Source organism: Candidatus Zixiibacteriota bacterium (genome assembly GCA_026397505.1).
In the GTDB taxonomy this organism is placed as follows: domain Bacteria; phylum Zixibacteria; class MSB-5A5; order GN15; family PGXB01; genus JAPLUR01.
This window is the reverse complement of the sequence record JAPLUR010000108.1, coordinates 26,047-44,160: the sequence shown is the minus strand read 5'-3', so window position 1 is coordinate 44,160 and position 18,114 is coordinate 26,047. Positions and strand designations below refer to the sequence as shown.

Sequence of the window (18,114 nt, the reverse complement as noted above, 5' to 3'; positions counted from 1 at the left end):
TCCGGCAATTCGATTATTTTCACGCCGGTGGTTGGTGCCAATACTCTAAAACTGATTGTGACCGATTCCTGCAATGTGGCCGACACTTGCCAGACCGTTGTGACAGTGACACTCAATAGCAAGCCAGTTGCAAGCTGTCCGGGCAATCAGAGCAAGTTTGTCTGTGACCTGAGCCCGATTACAATACCGGGATTCAGTTGGTCTGACCCGAATAATAATATCAAGACTATTGCTGCCGTAGGCGGAACACTTTCCGGCAATTCGATTGTATTTACGCCGGTGGTCGGTGCCAATACATTGAAACTGATTGTAACCGATTCCTGCAACGTGGCCGATACCTGCCAGACAGTGGTGACGGTATCGCTTAATGGCAAGCCTGTCGCGAGCTGTCCGGGTAATCAGAGCAAGTTTGTTTGCGATCTGAGTCCGATTACAGTACCGGGTTTCACCTGGTCTGATCCAAATAATAATATTAAGACTATTACTGCCGTAGGCGGAACACTTTCCGGCAATTCGATTGTATTTACACCGGTAGTCGGTGCCAATACTCTTAAACTGATTGTAACCGATTCCTGCAATGTCGCCGACACTTGCCAGACAGTGGTGACCGTTGCTCTCAATTCTCCGCCGGTGGCGAACTGCCCGCCCAACACACGGCAAGACACTTATCTATTCTTCTGCAATCTTCCAACCACCTGCTGTATCAAAGGTTTCTCGGCGAGCGACCCTGATGGCAATCTTGCGACAGTAACGGTGACCGGAGGAACTCTGAGCGGCGATTCGGTCTGCTTTACGCCGGCTAAGGGGACGAACACCATCAGATTGATTGCCACCGACAGTTGTGGCATGGCTGATACCTGTGAGACTGTGGTTACCATCGTGATTAACGAGCCGCCGGTGGCCAACGGTCCGGCCAAGATGAAACTCCCGGTAAACGACATGTCCGTATGCGATCTGAGCCAGCTCTGTATCCCCGGCTTCAGTTGGGGCGATCCCAACAACAACATTGCCACGGTAACAGTCACCCCCGGCACTCTGAAACATGATACCGTTTGCTTCACACCGGTGGCCGGTATGAATACGATCACTTTAATTGTCAATAATAATATCGCTTCCAAAACTGTAATCGGCGGAACGCTTAACGGGAACTTGGTAACCTTCACGCCGATTGACGGTGCCAATGTCATTAAGCTGATTGTCACCGACTCCTGTGGTTTGGCCGATACCTGTCAGACAATAATTGCGGTCGATCTCAACGACCCGCCTGTGGCCGGTTGTCCCGGTGACTTCGCCCGGTTCGTCTGCAATCTAAGCCCGATAACGGTACCAGGCTTCAGTTGGTCTGACCCGAATAACAATATCAAAACTATCACTGCGGTTGGCGGTACCCTCTCCGGCAATTCGATTGTATTTACGCCGGTGGCGGGCGCCAACACGTTGAAACTGATAGTGACCGATTCCTGCAATGCAGCCGATACCTGCCAGACCGTAGTGACGGTTAATCTTAATCAGCCGCCGGTGGCTCAGTGCCACGGCGATACGACGATGTATCTCTTTGAGATGGGACAATACTGCCTGCGCGGCTTCGGAGCTTCCGATCCGGATGGCAATCTTTCCTCGGTATCGGTAATCGGCGGAACAAAGCATGGCGATTCGGTCTGCTTTACCACGGTTGAGGGTATTAACACAATTACCCTGATCGCCGTCGACAGTTGCGGACTGGCCGATACCTGCGTCACCCATGTCAGAGTGGATATTATTCGCACCTGTCCGTCGGTTAAAATAGAGAAGACCCATAACACGCTTCAGGGACATTTCATCGACGTGGGCGTTTCCATTGAGTATGCCACTTATCCGATCGGCGGATTTGATTTCCTGATTGCTTATGACGCCTCGGCCCTGACCTTGGCCGATGTCACACCCGGAGATTTGCTCGATACTTGCGATTGGGAGTATTTCACATACCGGACTGGAGCCCAGGGCAATTGCGGTTCGGGGTGTCCAACGGGACTCCTGCGAATCGTCGCGCTGGCCGAAACTAATAACGGCAATGTCCATCCATCCTGCTACGGCCCTTCCGACACTGACCCGCATGAACTGGCCACTATGAGATTCTTTGTCTCCAACGACCGCACTTTCGAATGCCAGTATGTCCCTGTCCGCTTCTTCTGGGGCGATTGCGGCGACAATGCTTTTTCGACCCCGGACGGTGAAATGCTCTATATCGACCGGGCCATTTACGACTTTGAAGGCAATCTGATTTGGGATGAAACTAATGATGCTCAATATCCGGAAAACGCCCGCATTCCTTTTGTCGGTGCTCCGGATGATTGCCTCAATCCCGATCCCGAAAAGCCGTCGGCCGTGCGCTGTATCGATTTCTTCAACGGCGGTGTTGATATTGTTTGCGCCGACAGCATCGATGCCCGCGGTGATATCAACCTCAATAATCTGCCCAACGAAATCGGCGATGCCGTGGTGTTGACCAATTACTTCATTGCCGGCCTAGCCGCTTTCACGGTCAATGTGGAAGGACAGATTGCCGCCAGTGATGTGAATGCCGATGGCGTAGCCCTTTCGGTGGCCGACCTGGTCTATCTGGTGCGTGTCATCACCGGTGACGCCCTGCCGCTGGAGAAACTGTCACCGTATTCCACAACGGTCGATTTCCGCTCCAATGGTTCGGTGGTCAGTGTTGATGCCGAACTCGGTGCCGCCTATCTGATCTTCTTGGGCGATGTTCGGATATCGCTGGCCGATGGCGCCGCTGGGATGGATATCAAGACCGGCTTTGATGGATTCAATACCCGCGTATTGATTTACAGCTTCACAAAAGGCCTGACCTTCACCGGCGATATTCTGAATGTCGATGGCAAGTTGATTTCGGTTGAAGCGGCTGATTATTTCGGCAATGTCTGCCGAATCGGCACCCTGCCCAGGGCGTTCAGTGTCAGCAGCTACCCGAATCCGTTCAATCCGACCGCCACAATTGAAATGACACTGCCCCAGGCTTCGGAGTGGACAGTGACAATTTTCAATGTCAGCGGTCAGCAGGTGGCTGGATTCGCCGGATTCGGTGAAGCCGGAAAGGTGATTGTCACCTGGGATGCTTCGGCTCAGGCCTCCGGAGTATATTTCTATAAGGCCGAAGCCGGACGCTTCTCGGCGACCCGAAAGATGGTGCTATTGAAATAGCCCTCACTTGTTTCCTTATATATCTACTGCACAAAAGGCCTGCCGCCCGGCAGGTCTTTTGTTATTCGACTCATTGGGCAAGGAACATTGAAAGAAGACGAAATTCGTTATGATTTTTCTCGAAATGACTCGGAGAAAAGAATTTTTTTTGATTGACAGATTGAGAAAAATGAATATTTTGAATGAAACAAGCATCAACTTAAGTCGTAGTAAAAAAGAGCATATTGCCCGCAACGGAGAAAAGTATAATGGCCAATAACATTGTCAAATTTACGATGACACAGCCTGGAAAAATTCGCGGCGGGAGAGGTGTGCCTATTTAGATGAATTCCATTTGGCCGATTCGACCCGCCGCTCTCGAATGGAGTTCGGCGGGTTTTTTGTTACCGATAGAGAAGTATCGTCGGAAACCTTAAGATGATTGTTTGAGAAAATATTATGGCTGACCAAATAGATGAGAATGAACAAATCGGTCCCGGAGAAATATCGATAGGCTCCCGGCAGGCCTTCATGAAGCTTCTGCCGCTGCTGAAACCCTACAAAGCCGGGCTGGTATATTGCTTTCTGCTTCTGGCCGTGGCCACGGGGCTTTCGCTTTACTGGCCGGTGCTGTTGAAACATGCCCTTGACGTAGATATAAAGAGCAGCGATTTTCGGGGACTAATTATCACCGTCCTGATAATCGGTGTCAGCCAGGCTCTGACCCTTCTGCTGCAATATTTCCAGCGGATAAAACTGGAGATAATCGGCCAGGGCATTATGGTGGAGCTGAAGCGCCGGCTGTTCCATCATATTCTCTCTCTCGATGTGTCGTTTTTCGACAAGAACCCGGTCGGGCGCCTGCTGGCGCGGGTGGAGTCGGATACCGAGTCGCTACGGCAGTTGTTTACCAACACGATTGTACTGTTAATCGGCGATCTCTTTCTGGCGGCCGGCGTATTTGCCGTGATGTTCTATTACAGCCGGCGGCTGACCCTGATTCTGACCGGCCTGCTACCGATTATGCTTTTGCTGCTGTTTATTTTTGAACGGTTGACCACCCCGCACTTTCTGGCTTTGCGCAAGCGAATGGCCGAGGTCACGGCTACTCTGACTGAATTTCTGCATGGGATGTCGATCATCCAGATTTTTAATCGCGGTTCCTATGCCCGGGAACGCCTCAACGAGGCCAACCGCTTGAAATTCCGCGATGATATCTATGTCCATATCGGCGTGACGATCTTCTTTAACATCGTCTTTTTTCTGCAGTACGTGATGATCAGTCTGGTGCTATTTTTCGGCATCAAATGGGCCGGTTCGGGAGTGATTACGGTGGGAACGATAAGCATGTTCATCATTCTCATCTGGCGCGCTTTCGAACCGATTTACCGCATTTCGGAACAGATGGCGAACGTCCAGAAGGCAATTGCCGGGGCCAAGCGGATCTTTGCGCTCCTGGCCAATGATGAGAAACTCCCCGACCCGGTCCATCCGGTGCAATGGAAAAGACTGGAACAGGGAATCTGTTTTGACCATGTCTGGTTCTCTTATAATGGTGATGACAATTATGCCTTGAAAGACGCCACTTTTGAGATTCCCAACGGTAAACGGATTGCCCTGGCAGGGGTGACCGGAGGCGGAAAAACAACCGTTATCTCGCTTCTGCTCCGCTTCTATGACCCGCAGCGAGGGAAAATAACGGTTGACGGGATCGATATCCGCAATATCTCAAAAGAGGAGCTGCGGCGCCGGTTTGCGCTGGTGTTGCAGGATATATTTCTGTTCCCGGGGAGTATTCGAGCCAATATAGCTCTCGAATCCGAGCATGTCACCGAGGAACAGGTGATGCATGCCGCCGTCACGGTCGAGGCGGATCGCTTTGTCCGTCGCCTGCCTCAGGGGTACAAGACCGAGGTTTCGGAAAAGGGATCAAATTTCAGCCGGGGAGAGCGGCAGTTGCTCTCGTTCGCACGGGCGCTGGTGGTCAACCCCGATGTCCTGATTCTTGATGAAGCCACCAGCTCGGTCGACCCGGAGACGGAACGGACGATTCAAGAGTCGCTCCGGAAATTGATGAATGGAAGAACCTCGCTGATCATTGCCCACCGCCTCTCAACCATTCTCGATGTCGACAGGATTCTGGTCATACGGCGCGGCGAAATAATCGAGCGGGGAACGCACACCGATTTGATCCTGCAGGACGGCTATTACTCCAAGCTGTTCCATCTGCAGTTCAAAAATAGAAATGGAGTTGTGACCAATGTTAAATAAGATCAAATGGCTCTGGCGATATTACAAGCACTTCCCCTATGTGCTTCTGGTCTTGATTGTATTGACCCCGGTACAGAGGGTATTCCAGGTATTTGTACCGAGGTTGATAGAATTCGCAATCGATTACATGAAGAGCGGTCAGGTTTCCGCCAACTGGTTTGCTTCGTGGATCGCCCGAACCGGTGGGAATCTCGGTCTTTCCATGGCCGCCTCATTCGGACTGGCGCTCTTCCTTCTAGGGCTGACCGCCGCCCTCCTCTACAGCTATGTCCAGTGCTATCGGGCCTGGATGAACCAGAAACTGGAGTGGTTATTCCGTCAGGATGCTTTCAATAAGGTGACTCTGAAGGGACCTGATTTCTTCAATCGTTTTCGCACCGGCGACCTGGTAACGAGGATGACCGATGATGTGGCCGAAAAACTCTCCTGGTTTGCTTGTTCGGGAATATTCCGATTCTATGAAGCCGTCCTGATGGTGATTTTCTCGCTGGCGATGATGGCCTCGATCAATCCGATGCTGACCCTCTGGTCGGCCGGGCCGCTGCCGATTCTGGTCTTCATCTTCTTCAAAAGCTCGAGTCTGCTGGATCGCCGGTACGATCTTTTGCAAAAGAAGATTTCCGGTTTCAATGATGTCATGGAGGCCTGCTTGTCCGGGATTCGGGTGGTCAAGGCATACGTGCAGGAAAAATCGCAAAAGAATAAATTCGAGAGCGCGCTTCAGGAACGACGGCAGGCGGAAATCGCCGCTATCAGAACCGGCGCGGTCATCGATTCGCTTTACGGTTATATCTGGCAGTTTGTCATTATCGTCATTCTGCTGGTCGGCGGATACGGTGTTATGCGGGCCAATCTGACCCTGGGTGAACTGGTGGCTTTCATCTACTATGTGGTGTACCTGGTTTTCCCGATGTTCGATATCGGGCAGTTCCTTGTGAAAGCGCGGCAGTCGGCAGTTTCGATCGACCGTCTGGTGGAATTGGAGAATGTTCCGCCGATTGTCAAAGATGAGGGGACGTTGACGGCCGACGGCAATATTAAAGGCCATCTGACCTTCCATGAGGTCGATTTCTCATTCCCCGGCTCGGAGCGGAAAATCATCGATAACATCTCCCTCGAGGTTGAACCGGGACGAACGATCGCAATCGTCGGTAAAATCGGCGCCGGAAAAAGCTGGCTGGTCAACATGGTACCGCGGCTGGTTGACCCGACCGGCGGAACTATCCGGCTTGATGGCCATGATCTGCGACTGTTCAGGCTGGATGACCTGCGCCGGAGTATCGGTTATGTACCGCAGGAGCCGGTGTTGTTCAGCGATACGATTCGGAACAATATCCTCTTCGGACGCGAGAATATCCCGGCGGAGGTGGTTGCATGGGCGGTGGAGGTCTCGCAGTTGAAAGATGAGATCGCCCGATTCCCGCTGGGGATGGAGACGCCGATCGGAACGCGCGGGATGTCGATTTCGGGCGGACAGAAGCAGCGGCTGGCGCTGGCGCGCGCGCTGGTCGGCAAACCGAAAATATTGATCCTCGATGATTGCACCTCGGCGCTCGACTCCCGCACCGAGGCGGCGCTGTGGAACCGTTTGCATGAGGTGATGCCCGGCATGACCGCCATTCTGATAACGCATCGCCCCGATACGCTCGAACGGGCCGACAGGATATATGTTCTCGAGGATGGGAAACTGGTTGAGTCCGGTACTCACCATGAATTGATTGCCGCCGGCGGACAGTACGCCAAAATATACCGCCGCTACCGGCTTCAGGAGCAGGTCGGCAACGGACGGTAACGAAGTCGATATGCTGTGGCCGGCACACATCCTCGTGTGCCGGTTTATTCAATGTGGAGCAACAACCACTTAGGATCTTGACATTGCGCGGCAGGCGCAATATGCGGCATTCCTTTCTGCGATAACGGCTTACAGTTATGGGTATGAGGCCAAAAGGGGAACGAAGCCATTTAAAAACAGCGTAAGAGCTTGGGTACCATGGAGATGACCAATTTTGGCTTTGCTTTACTAAATTTTTCATGCCATTTCGGATCTCGAATTTTTGCCGATAATTTTCTGGCGGAGAAGGGATTGGGAGGATTGGGAGGGGAGGCCAGAAATGGGTTTGTTCTTATTTTGGCGGACATTCTTAGGGCGTGAGGGATTTTGATTTGGCCCGGTTAAGTCGCTGCGGGTTTTGGACTTATAGTCAGGCCAGCCCATAGCCCGCCGGGCGGGTGGGGTACCGAGGCCTCGCACGGTTTGCCGCAGGGTCACGCCCGCTACCTGAGGTAGCGGCCTAAGACCCTGCGAAACAGGAACGGGGATTTTGGGATCTCGCGCCGCCAGCCCCTCTCCCGGGGGGAGAGGGGGAGTTCGTTTCTTCATGTTTATATTCTCTTGTAGTGTTTTTATTGCGAATTTGGGAAAGAAGCCACGGGGGTGACAGTTCCTGGCATTTGGACGGTGAATAGATTGTTTTTTAACTTTAGGCATATAAATAGCCATGCTTTCTATCAATAGGGGGGAGAACCTAATTTACCATCGATTCGATACAGATTTTGCAGGAGGGGTGTGAGAATGGGATCAAATCGCAAAACGCTTCGGGATTTTGCGCTACAATTTCCTACAGGATTTTGGGATCAGACTTCCCCACAGCCCGCAGTGGCGGGTGGGTTGCCTGTTACCCGTTCAGAAATTTGTTCCTTCACCGTGCCAGATTCCGCAAGTAGACGAAACTATTGCTATAAAGACAGAGAACTTCAGACAATAGCAAAGGAGACTTGAATGCATAAGTTATTATTAATTATAGGAATAGTCCTTTTTGTTATGGCGGCCGGAAATATTTCGGGGGCAGGCACTCTCGCGGTTTCCCAAACCTGCGGTGACGCCGATGGTGATGGGGCAGTAAATATCCGCGACGTTACTTTTGTAATCAGCTTTATTTATAGAGAAGGACCGGCACCTGTCCCGGTCAAAGCCGCTGATGTCAATAATTCAGGCCTCGTCAATATCACCGACGTCACCTACCTAATCAATTTCCTTTATCGCGGCGGCCAAAGGCCAAACTGCTCCGAATATTTGGGACAACTTCCGCCCGATTCAATCCCCGTAGTCTTTGCTCCCGGCATAATTTCCAAAACCGGCTATATCGAGTTTGCCTCCTGTTTCGATCCGGCCCTGAATGAATTCTATTTCACGCGACGCGGGGGCGAATTGCCGGAGAACAGGATATTTTTCACCAAGAAGACAGATGGCGTCTGGTCCACACCCGCTATTGCCCCTTTTGCCGGCGATTATATGACTTTCGAGCCGTTTATCAGTCCCGATGGCTTAACCCTCCTATTTGGTTCTGCGCAACCTTGCGGTTATTGCCAGAATCTGATGCGCACGAATATCTGGCACTTTGATAAGACTGAATCGGGCTGGTCGGACATTCAGCCGCCAGAGGAACCTTTCTGTTTGATTCCCACCATGTTTCCCACCGTCAGCCTGAATGGAAACATGTATTTTACATACGCCACACAGGGAGCCATATATATGTCAGAATATGTGGGCGGAGCATATGAGCCTCCTGTACGGCTGAGTAGCGCCATAAACAAAGGTTATAGCACCGCTCATTCTTATATCGCCCCGGATGAAAGCTATATGATATTTGACTCGGAAGGTCGTTCCGACGGATTCGGGGCCGAGGATCTCTATATCAGTTTCAAGAATCCTGATGGTTCATGGACGGAATCGGTCAATCTGGGAAACCAAATCAATACTTCAGGCATCGAATTCTGTCCCAATGTCTCGCCGGACGGGAAATATCTATTCTTTTCCAGGGTAATCAGCTCAACCGAATTCGAAATATACTGGTGCGATACGGAATTCATCGATAAATGGCGTCTGGATTACAGGAGATGATTTCTAGACCGAGCGATGATGGGGGAGTCAGGCAGCTCGAAATTCCCCCTGAATTTCGTACCGCGGAATGAATGGGGGTTTCGACATTTAATCTTGACAAAGGATCTAATCAAGATATATTTGATATCACCAACGGGAATGCACAAATGGTGATGAAAAGATTGTCGAATCTCCCGACCAAGGGTACGGGACAGGCGCAGGGGATTCGACCTATAAAAATAACATTGAAGCCGGCTCAAATAATTCCCACCCACTGGGCGGGCCACCGACTTATTGATTAATCTATTCACCGAAAAAATCTGAAGTGTCAACTTTGACTTCATCAAGTAAGAAACCATCTTCGGATATTTCACCTTCGAATGAGCCACTGCACGTGTAATTCCCAATTGGTTCCGAATCGAAATTGAGTTCCAAATCCATTGTAAACGTGCCCGAAAATTTGACATTCGTACGGCCCTCTGCTCTAAATATCAATTTCGTAATATCTATATTCTCTATGACGGTATTACTAGACAGTTCTTGAATCTTATCATAAACGCCGTATTGTGAGCCATTGTTTATCATTTCTGGAAAGAACCATTCCTCGAATTGATCCCCAAACATCACTTCTAAGCCATCATTATTTAAATAGGTAGCAAACTCTGCCCTTTGAGCCATAGTAACCTCATGGTTTTCCACAAGGTACTGATATGAATTCAAAATACGGATTGGATCTGCTGCCCTAATAATAACGATTTTTAGAAATTCCTCGCATTTTTGATAATTAGTATCATCTAGGTCGCGAACAATGCTCATAAAATCTGCTTCGGGCAATATTAAAGAGGCGAATGCAGCACCTTCAATATCATCGCCCTTCAAAATCATATTTATTGTATCAATATCAATTTTCATTTTTTTAATATCGACAGGCGTATTTACTGCTGAAGTCAAATAAGGAGTGGGTGTCGCAATATAATTCTCTAAAACGTTCTGCACTTTGCCATACCCTTCCGGCGGCAAAAATGCCCTTAAGACATGCATGGCTTCCAAAGGTCCTTTGATTGCATGTAAACGCTTATAACTGTCAGGAAAGAATTGTCTAAATATCTCTTGATTTCCAGAACGCAAAATTATCTGCTCCAAAATGCATGCGTCCCAGATCAGAGTTTTTATCTTTCCACCCCTTCTTTTATCCATGGAATCCATTTTTTCCTTCAAAGCAGAGCTTACTGTTGTAGTTGTTACTAACAGAAAACCCGATGTCCCATGTTGAATTACTTTATCACTTATATCAGGAACTTCACCTTCATGTACGGACTTGCCAGACTGAACTCTATCTTTGCACTGGACAAGCCAACGTATTTTTTCCTTTGAGATTGGTCCTGTAATCTCCTCTATAATAATAAGATCACGGCCGCCGTCAGAACCACGCCCCGCCCACTCCACATCCATGTCCATATTCAGCGCCAAAAGCCTAATCAATTGCTCTAATCTTTCACCCTGAAATCCTGTAGACAATTCCCTGAAATCGATACCGATTGGCTCGACTTTCCCATTTGATTTTTCTTTTCTTTTCATTTTGGAATTCAGCTGCCGAGCATTATCAATTTCATAATTTATAACACCTTTGGTAAGTTTAGGTTATATCATCTTCCATGTCAATTGATTTATTAGTGGATTCAATGATATTTAGCCAAACCAGCTGGGTAGGGCGAAGCCCTTGCGGTTTTGGCACTTACCTCCATCCAAATCCCATCCCCCACTCCCCAAAATTCACATCAAACCGACGGTGATTTACCCCTCGCCCCCTTATATGGAAGGAGTGTTTATTTATATGTAATGTAGCGATGAACAGCTTATCGCCAAGCAGGCCAATGCCCAGCGTGCTCGTGCCGCTTTTGCTTTAGTGGATTAGGACTAGTTTGCCCCCGATATCGGAACCTTCCAGATACCATAAATAGGTTCCCGAGGCAACTTTGCTTCCGGAATCATTGGTACCATCCCAGGTCAAATCGGCCGCCGGAAGATTACTCCACTGACGTACCGTGGCGCCGGAAACCGACATCAGAGTCAAATTGGAACCCTCGGGAATCTCCGTGAAAGTAACATTTTCCGTCTCATTGATTTTGAATGGATTCGGATAGGTATGTACTGCAGGTTTGATTGAGAAGAACGATACTTCACCATAAGCAAGATCATTAACCTTGGCCCGCCAGTAATATATTTGATTGCTCCTGAGTTTCTCGGTTACTTTCCAGGATGTCGTCGGCCCTTCCTCCTGCGTGACAGGAAGCGAGGCGGCTACCAGACCGGCAAACTCCGAATCTAAGGCGACCTCGAACTGATAGAGATTGGGATTCAGAGTATCGATATTCGCGACCACCAGCGTCGGATGGGAAAGGCGAACCGCCGCTCCGGCAGCGGGACTTACCGGCTGGGCGACATTGTCGGTATCGCCGGTGGCAAAGTCAAAGCGGGCCACAGAGGATACAACATTGGATATTTCCGAGAAATTGGACTCGTGGTCTTTCGCTTTAAGACCAATATGATAAAGCTGCCCCGGTACCAGCCCGGACATGGTCAAACTCTCGATGTTCCCGCCCGAAAGCGGGGCGGGAACATCGTTATAAGAGGTGGCGGCATACCAGACCGCCTCGGTGATGGAGTCAAGCGAGTATCTCAGGTCGTACGATTCGGCGAAGCCGATAGTACTATCCTCGCCGGTGGCGGTCCAGGAAAGCAGAATCTCACCCATCTGAGCGCCGGGTGCGGCGGTCAGGTCATTGATCGGAGAGGGTGGAATCTGGTCCAGCGTGGCCTTGGTCACGACATTGGACAGCACCGACCAGTTCGGGACTTCATCCGCAGTCTTGACGGCAAAATAATAAGTCGTGCCATTATTGAGGCCGGTCACCGTGAAGGTTTCGGCGCTTCCCGCAACCTTCGGCGCCGGTTCGCCGGTTACCTGTGTCGCGGATGCCCAGTTGGCATCGGTGATAGTCGCGGTCGAGTACCGGATATCATACTGTGCGGCTGTCCCAGTGCTGCCGTCGTCACCGGGAGCGGTCCAGTTCAGAACGACCGTGTTTGCCGTTGCCGTTCCCGCGGTAAGATTGGCGATACCGGTGGGTGGGATGGTTTCATTGGCTGTGGCTTTGCTGACCACATTGGAAAGAGCCGACCAATTGGGCACTTCATCGGCGGTCTTAATGGCGTAATAATAGGTGGTGTTCGGCAGCAGGCCGGTGAGAGTGAAAGTCTCGGCACTTCCGGCGATTTTCGGCGTCGGTTCACTGGTGGCCTGTGCCACCGAGCCCCAATTGGCCTCGGTGATAGTTGAAGTGGAATAGCGAATATCATATTGAGAGGCGGTTCCGGTGTTGCCGTCATCGCCGGGGGCGGTCCAGCTGAGGACAACCGAGCTGGTGGTGACCGCTCCAGCGGCAAAGTTGGTGACCGCGGCCGGCGGCACTTGCTCGGCGGCGGTGGCCCGGCTGGCGATATTCGAAATCGCCGACCAGTTGGGTACCTCATCCGCTGTCTTGATCGCGAAATAATAGGTGGTACTCGGCTGCAGACCTGTCACGGCAAAAGTCTCCGTGCCGCCAGCCGCCTGCGGGGTTGGCTCTCCCGTTACCTGTGTCGCCGCGTTCCAATTTGCCTGAGTGATGGTCGCCGTCGAATAGCGAATATCATACTGGGAAGCGGTGCCGACATTGCCATCATCGCCCGGCGCGAGCCAGTTGAGCGTTACCGAGGTTATCGTGGAACCTACTGCCGACAGAGTTGCAATGGTGGAAGGCGGAACAGATTCGTTGGCCGTGGCTCCATTGACGACATTGGAAATGGCCGACCAGTTAGGAACTTCATCAGCGGTCTTGATCGCAAAGTAGTAGGTCGTGTTCGGCTGCAGGCCGGTAACCGTGAAAGTTTCGGCGCTTCCGGCTACTCTGGGCGCCGGCTCCCCGGTGACCTGACTGGCGGCGTTCCAGTTGGCTTCAGTGATAGTGGCGGTTGAATAGCGGATATCATACTGCGAGGCGGTGCCGACATTGCCGTCGTCACCGGGTGCGGTCCAGTTGAGCACCACTGAAGCGGAAGTCACCGCTCCTGTCGCCAGATTGGCGATAGCCGCCGGAGGGGTGATTTCGGCGGTCGTTGCTTTGGTAACAACATTGGACAGAAGCGACCAATTGAGGACTTCATCGGCCGCCTTCAGGGCAAAGTAATAAGTTGTACTGGGCTGAAGCCCGGTAACCTCGAAAGATTCGGGCGACCCCGCCAACTTCGGGGCCGGTTCGCCAGCAACCTGAGTGGCGGCATTCCAGTTGGCCTCGGTAATGTTTGAGGTTGAGTAACGAAGATCATACTGCGCGGCGGTTCCGGCGGTGCTGTCATCCCCGGGCGCCGTCCAGGTGAGGGTGACAGAGTTGGCCGCCGCGGTCTTGGCCGTCAGAGCCTTTCCGGCACCAAAGGCTGGATTCAAAAGAAATAAAAAAAACATAATCAGGCCCAGTGCCCATAGACATTTTACTTTCATCCCGGCACCATATTTTCTTGAGCCCTTCATAAATCCTCCTTAAATGGTCTTCCAGCTAACATTACAGCAAATAAACCTATTCCAAATAGCGTGCCGGGCCGTCAACCATTTCGGAAACCTGCATCTGGTAACAGGTTGGCAGAGAAGAAGGAAGAGCTTCACAAGGGGAAATGGGTGCAAATTCCGTTCAAGAATCAGGCAACGGCTAACCTTTCAACAGATTTGAGTCTCCTGCAAGCCAATTCATTTGATCTGCGGGCAGATACCCCCGCCGTTTTCAGGCAGGGTTATTGACTTCTCGATACTCGCCTATTTCGGCGTATACGATCTGATAGGCGGCCTGCATAAGAGAACTCAATAGAATATGGCTGGGCGCCGATTTTGCGATTGCCGAATGATTTGAAGCTGAATATATTGTAGGCCGTTTAGATGTCCGGAGCCGTCTGTATTGGAGAATGATGGCCTTATGAGCAAGGCTCGGCTGCAAATTCTTAGTCGCTGAATAAAGGGCGCATGGAGGTAATATAGGATGCAAAAAAAATACAACATTGTGGATCGCCGACTGGTTGAGGTTAAGGAGGATCCCTGCCTGGTAACCGTTTATATATCCCCCGACGAGAGTGAAAAACGATATTTGATTGACAAGTTGAAGCTTGATGAGCATACCCTCAATTCCGCGCTTGACCCCGATGAACTTTCCCGACTTGAATTCGAGCCGGAACATTTGGCCCTTATTTTTAAGAGACCGAAGAGTTACTCGCACAATGACCAGTTTCTTTTTCGGGTCGCCTCCACCGGCGCTTTCTTATTCAAAGACAAATTGATTATTGTCCTGTCCGAAGATGTCACTTTATATGACCCATCGCAGATTGTCAGGATACAAACTCCGGCCTATCTTCTCCTTCGCATGATGTACCGCTCCATTTTTCATTTCTTGGAGCACCTTAAGATAATCGCTTCGATTTCTGATGACCTGCAGGATAAAATCAACACCGCCATGGAGAACAAGAGTCTGCTCAATCTATTTACTCTGGAAAAAAGCCTGATTTATTATCTCAATTCGCTCAATTCCAATGGAGTTGTCATCGATAAGCTGAGGTTGAACGCCGCTAAAATCGGTTTTGGCACAGAAGAACTCGAATTTCTTGAGGATACTCTAATTGAAAATAATCAATGCTACAAACAGGCCGAAATCTATTCCAACATTCTGGCCAGCTTGATGGATGCCCGGGCGTCGATTGTCAATAATAATCTCAACGTTCTAATCAAGACGTTGAACATCATCACTATTGCTATCATGGTGCCGACTTTCGTGGTCAGCGCTTTTTCCATGAACGTTGGTCTGCCCCTGCAGAATCATCCTTTCGCTTTCTGGATTGTGATGGGGATGGCCTTGGTTTCGGTGTTAGGTTTTACTTATCTCTGGCGCCGCAAACGGTGGTAGCCTGACAAGTAAGGACTTTTCAGGGGCGCTTTTATCCGACATATCAGAGGTCTCTTTTCATTTGTTCAGAATAAAGGCTGATGGTTTGCGGAATCGTGAAGACACCGGGGCGTATTAATGTAGAATACGGTTTACAAACTTGAGATTTTTCGGTAACTTGGCGGTATAATATCAAGTGACCCAAGATGTGTCGGAATTTAGTAATAGGGAAATAATTCAATGAAAAGAATAGGCAAGAAATGGGTGATTTTGGTTCTGGTTGTTGCTATAGGTGGGGGGGCGTTGTATTTATGGAGCGGCAATGGGGACAATAAGATAACCTACCGGACAGAGAAGGTTGACAGGGGGGATATAACGGTCAGTATCAGTGCCACCGGCAATCTCTACGCGGTTACCACTGTCCAGGTCGGTTCTCAGGTTTCCGGGACGATCGCCAAGCTCTATACTGATTTCAATTCGGTGGTCAAAGAGGGAGATCTTCTGGCTCAACTTGACCCCACTTTCCTTCAGGCCACGGTCAATGAACAGCGGGCGAATGTCGACCGGGCGCAGGCGCAGGTGAACGATGCCCAAAGAACGCTCAACCGAGCCCAGCAGCTATTCGACAAATCTCTGGTGGCACAGTCGGAATTGGATGCCGCTACGACCGCTCTGGAAACCACTCAGGCCGGTCTCAAGCAGGCAAGGGCCTCGCTCGACCGGGCCGAGGTCAATCTCAAATATGCCACTATCAGAACACCCATCAGCGGCGTGGTGATCTCACGCAATATTGATATCGGTCAAACCGTGGCTGCCTCGTTCCAGGCTCCCACCCTCTTCACCATAGCCAACGACCTGCGCAAGATGCAGGTGCAGGCGAGCGTTGATGAAGCCGATATCGGCAACGTCAAAGTTGGCCAGAAAGTTACTTTCCGCGTTGATGCTTACCCGGATGAAATGTTTGAAGGCATAGTGAGTCAGATTCGACTATCCCCGGAAATTAATCAGAATGTGGTAACTTATAACGTAGTTATTGATGTCAACAATCCGGATCAGAAACTTATGCCGGGCATGACGGCGACAGTTTCCATTGAAGTGGCGGATAGGGACAATGTCCTGCGCGTTCCGATTCAGGCGGTACGGTTCACGCCCCCCGAGGCTAAGACCAATCTTCGAGGAGGAATGGGCGAAGCCCCCTCGGATCAGGGAAGATCGGGACAGGAAACGGCTGCGAATAGGGATAACGCCGGGGCGGGGGGAAAGATGTCTGCGAACAGCAACCAGGGGCGAGTCTGGATATTGTTTGATGGAAAGCCCAAAGCGGTGCGCTTGGTCCGCGGTCTGCAGAATACCCGTCATGTCGAGGTGATGGATACGGAGCTTAAAGAAGGCGACGACGTCATTGTCGGGATGAGCGGCGGCGCAGAAGCTTCGGCATCAGAGGCGGCGCAGAACCCGCTTATGCCGCGAATGGGCGGGATGGGACGGAGATGAGAAAAAATGCAGTTTCTTGAGACAATTCGCGTGGCGGTCGATTCGCTGTTACGGCACAAAACTCGAGCCGTACTTACTATGCGGGGAATTATTATTGGCGTCGGGGCGGTGGTGGCGATGGTGGCGGTGGGGCAGGGAGCGCAGGCGGCCATTGAGGACCAGATCGCGAGTTTAGGGACGAATGTCCTGATGATATTCTCGGCTTCGGCTTTTCACGGCGGAGTCAGCGCCGGCGCTGGAACCATGATTTCGCTGAGCGATGCCGATGCCGAGGCGATCCGCGAACAGGCCCCGGCGGTCGCCGCAATCACGCCGATGGTGCGTACTTACCGCCAGGTGGTGACCGGAAATCTCAACTGGAACACCGCTATCCAGGGCGGCAATCTTGATTTTTTCACTATTCGCGAATACCGTCTCGGTTCCGGACAACTCTACACCGATCAGGACATCCGCGGCGCGACCAAAGTTTGTGTGCTGGGTCAGACCGTCGTTGATAATCTTTTTCCGGGCGAAAATCCGGTGGGGAAGACGATCCGCATAAATAAGCTGCCCTTTATCGTTCTGGGGACACTCCAACCCAAGGGGCAGAATGCGATGGGGCAGGATCAGGATGATCTCATCATTGCTCCATACACCACTATTCAGCGCAAAGTGATGGGCGAGGATCACATTAATTCGGTCATTCTTTCGGCCGTAAGCAAGCAGAAAATTCCCGAGGCCGAGGGACAGGTGCGTGAGATTCTGCGGATTCGGCACCGCCTTCAGGACTGGCAGGATGATGATTTCACCATTCGCAGCCAGTCTGATATCGCCGCCACGGCCGATGCCACCTCGCGCATATTGACCATACTGCTCGGAAGTATCGCTTCGGTATCGCTTCTGGTGGGCGGGATCGGGATCATGAATATCATGCTGGTCTCGGTTACCGAGCGTACCCGTGAGATCGGCATCCGCCGCGCTATCGGCGCCCGCCGCCGCGATATTTTACAGCAATTCCTGATGGAATCGATCATGCTGAGTGTGCTGGGCGGATTCATCGGGATCGGCATCGGCCTTCTATCTACCAGCCTGATTGCCCGTTTTGCCGGCTGGCCGGTGGCTATTTCGCCGCAATCGGTGGCGCTGGCCTTTTTCTTTGCCGCTAGCGTCGGCATCTTTTTCGGATTCTACCCGGCCCGCAAAGCTTCCATCCTCAATCCCATTGAAGCTTTGAGGTACGAATAGGCACGAGTGTTAGTTTCGGACAGGCACTCGGGCGTATCTTGCCGCACCATCGAAATCGCGACGACCCAATGATTTCTATCATATTCCGGATAGATTATTCTGCCGGGC

9 protein-coding genes are annotated in these 18,114 nt (G+C 51.1%); 7 read left to right on the top strand and 2 right to left on the bottom strand.

The window, feature by feature from the left end; translation table 11 throughout:
- The 4 genes from NT002_11205 to NT002_11190 all read left to right on the top strand — a co-directional run.
- A partial coding sequence (locus tag NT002_11205) for a T9SS type A sorting domain-containing protein (protein MCX6829830.1) occupies window positions 1-3,195 on the top strand: 3,195 nt, incomplete at its 5' end.
- Window positions 3,196-3,633: 438 nt separating this feature from the next.
- A complete protein-coding gene (locus NT002_11200; GenBank protein MCX6829829.1) occupies window positions 3,634-5,445 on the top strand; it encodes an ABC transporter ATP-binding protein in 1,812 nt (603 codons plus the stop codon).
- Window positions 5,435-7,237, top strand: a complete 1,803-nt coding sequence (locus NT002_11195) for an ABC transporter ATP-binding protein (GenBank protein MCX6829828.1) — start codon at window positions 5,435-5,437, stop codon at window positions 7,235-7,237. The genes NT002_11200 and NT002_11195 overlap by 11 nt, the downstream gene beginning before the upstream one ends.
- Window positions 7,238-8,224: 987 nt before the next feature.
- Complete coding sequence (locus NT002_11190; GenBank protein ID MCX6829827.1) at window positions 8,225-9,346, top strand: dockerin type I domain-containing protein; 1,122 nt, start codon at window positions 8,225-8,227, stop codon at window positions 9,344-9,346.
- Between the two features lie 282 nt (window positions 9,347-9,628).
- On the opposite strand, the gene NT002_11185 is transcribed toward NT002_11190, so the two are convergent.
- Both NT002_11185 and NT002_11180 read right to left on the bottom strand, forming a co-directional pair.
- Complete coding sequence (locus NT002_11185) at window positions 9,629-10,903, bottom strand: restriction endonuclease (protein ID MCX6829826.1); 1,275 nt, start codon at window positions 10,901-10,903, stop codon at window positions 9,629-9,631.
- Window positions 10,904-11,228: 325 nt separating this feature from the next.
- Window positions 11,229-13,895 (bottom strand): fibronectin type III domain-containing protein, encoded by a 2,667-nt coding sequence (locus NT002_11180; GenBank protein MCX6829825.1) that lies wholly within the window; start codon window positions 13,893-13,895, stop codon window positions 11,229-11,231.
- A gap of 499 nt (window positions 13,896-14,394) precedes the next feature.
- Here NT002_11180 and NT002_11175 point away from each other — a divergent pair, with 499 nt between their 5' ends.
- The 3 genes from NT002_11175 to NT002_11165 all read left to right on the top strand — a co-directional run bounded on the left by NT002_11175 (window position 14,395) and on the right by NT002_11165 (window position 18,006).
- A complete protein-coding gene (locus NT002_11175; protein ID MCX6829824.1) occupies window positions 14,395-15,309 on the top strand; it encodes a magnesium transporter CorA family protein in 915 nt (304 codons plus the stop codon).
- A gap of 219 nt (window positions 15,310-15,528) precedes the next feature.
- Window positions 15,529-16,782, top strand: a complete 1,254-nt coding sequence (locus NT002_11170; protein MCX6829823.1) for an efflux RND transporter periplasmic adaptor subunit — start codon at window positions 15,529-15,531, stop codon at window positions 16,780-16,782.
- Between the two features lie 6 nt (window positions 16,783-16,788).
- Window positions 16,789-18,006, top strand: a complete 1,218-nt coding sequence (locus tag NT002_11165) for an ABC transporter permease (GenBank protein MCX6829822.1) — start codon at window positions 16,789-16,791, stop codon at window positions 18,004-18,006.
- The last annotated feature ends 108 nt before the right edge of the window (window positions 18,007-18,114 follow it).